This window comes from Peribacillus sp. AS_2 (assembly GCF_026891895.1).
Classification (GTDB): Bacteria; Bacillota; Bacilli; order Bacillales; family DSM-1321; genus Peribacillus; species Peribacillus frigoritolerans.
The window spans coordinates 1-909 of record NZ_JAPTGA010000040.1; the positions used below are offsets into that span (position 1 = coordinate 1).

9 tRNA genes are annotated in these 909 nt (G+C 51.4%); all 9 read left to right on the forward strand.

The window, feature by feature from the left end:
• Window positions 1-41 precede the first annotated feature (41 nt).
• The 9 genes from OTG27_RS26385 to OTG27_RS26425 all read left to right on the forward strand — a co-directional run bounded on the left by OTG27_RS26385 (window position 42) and on the right by OTG27_RS26425 (window position 845).
• A tRNA-Val gene (locus tag OTG27_RS26385) sits at window positions 42-117 on the forward strand.
• 11 nt (window positions 118-128) lie between these two features.
• A tRNA-Thr gene (locus OTG27_RS26390) sits at window positions 129-204 on the forward strand.
• A 42-nt stretch (window positions 205-246) separates the two neighbouring features.
• Window positions 247-322: transfer RNA gene (locus tag OTG27_RS26395), tRNA-Lys, on the forward strand.
• Between the two features lie 9 nt (window positions 323-331).
• Window positions 332-413, forward strand: a tRNA-Leu gene (locus tag OTG27_RS26400).
• A 5-nt stretch (window positions 414-418) separates the two neighbouring features.
• Window positions 419-493, forward strand: a tRNA-Gly gene (locus OTG27_RS26405).
• Between the two features lie 12 nt (window positions 494-505).
• Window positions 506-594: transfer RNA gene (locus OTG27_RS26410), tRNA-Leu, on the forward strand.
• Window positions 595-603: 9 nt separating this feature from the next.
• Window positions 604-680, forward strand: a tRNA-Arg gene (locus tag OTG27_RS26415).
• Window positions 681-688: 8 nt separating this feature from the next.
• Window positions 689-765, forward strand: a tRNA-Pro gene (locus tag OTG27_RS26420).
• 4 nt (window positions 766-769) lie between these two features.
• Window positions 770-845, forward strand: a tRNA-Ala gene (locus tag OTG27_RS26425).
• Window positions 846-909: the final 64 nt, after the last annotated feature.

The window sequence follows — 909 nt, forward strand, 5'->3', positions numbered from 1 at the left end:
TTCCCCCTGTGAGAGTAGGACGCCGCCAAGCAGTTATATATGGAGGATTAGCTCAGCTGGGAGAGCATCTGCCTTACAAGCAGAGGGTCGGCGGTTCGATCCCGTCATCCTCCACCATTTTTACACTTGCCGGTGTAGCTCAACTGGTAGAGCAACTGACTTGTAATCAGTAGGTTGGGGGTTCAAGTCCTCTTGCCGGCACCATTTTCATACAAGCTTGATATTGCATATATAAATAGTTTATATGAGCCATTAGCTCAGTTGGTAGAGCATCTGACTTTTAATCAGAGGGTCGAAGGTTCGAATCCTTCATGGCTCACCATTTTATTATGCGGGTGTGGCGGAATTGGCAGACGCACCAGACTTAGGATCTGGCGCCGCAAGGCGTGGGGGTTCAAGTCCCTTCACCCGCATGTTCGCGGAAGTAGTTCAGTGGTAGAATACAACCTTGCCAAGGTTGGGGTCGCGGGTTCGAATCCCGTCTTCCGCTCCACTATTTATTTATGCCGGGGTGGCGGAACTGGCAGACGCACAGGACTTAAAATCCTGCGGTAGGTGACTACCGTACCGGTTCGATTCCGGTCCTCGGCACCATCTTAATATGCGCCCGTAGCTCAATTGGATAGAGCATCTGACTACGAATCAGAAGGTTGTAGGTTCGACTCCCGCCGGGCGCACCATGTTTTTTCGGGAAGTAGCTCAGCTTGGTAGAGCACTTGGTTTGGGACCAAGGGGTCGCAGGTTCGAATCCTGTCTTCCCGACCATTATGGGGCCTTAGCTCAGCTGGGAGAGCGCCTGCCTTGCACGCAGGAGGTCAGCGGTTCGATCCCGCTAGGCTCCACCAAAAAAACTTGACAAGCCAATTTGGCTCTGTTATGATATGAAAGTTGATTCTTTAAGAAGAGTCA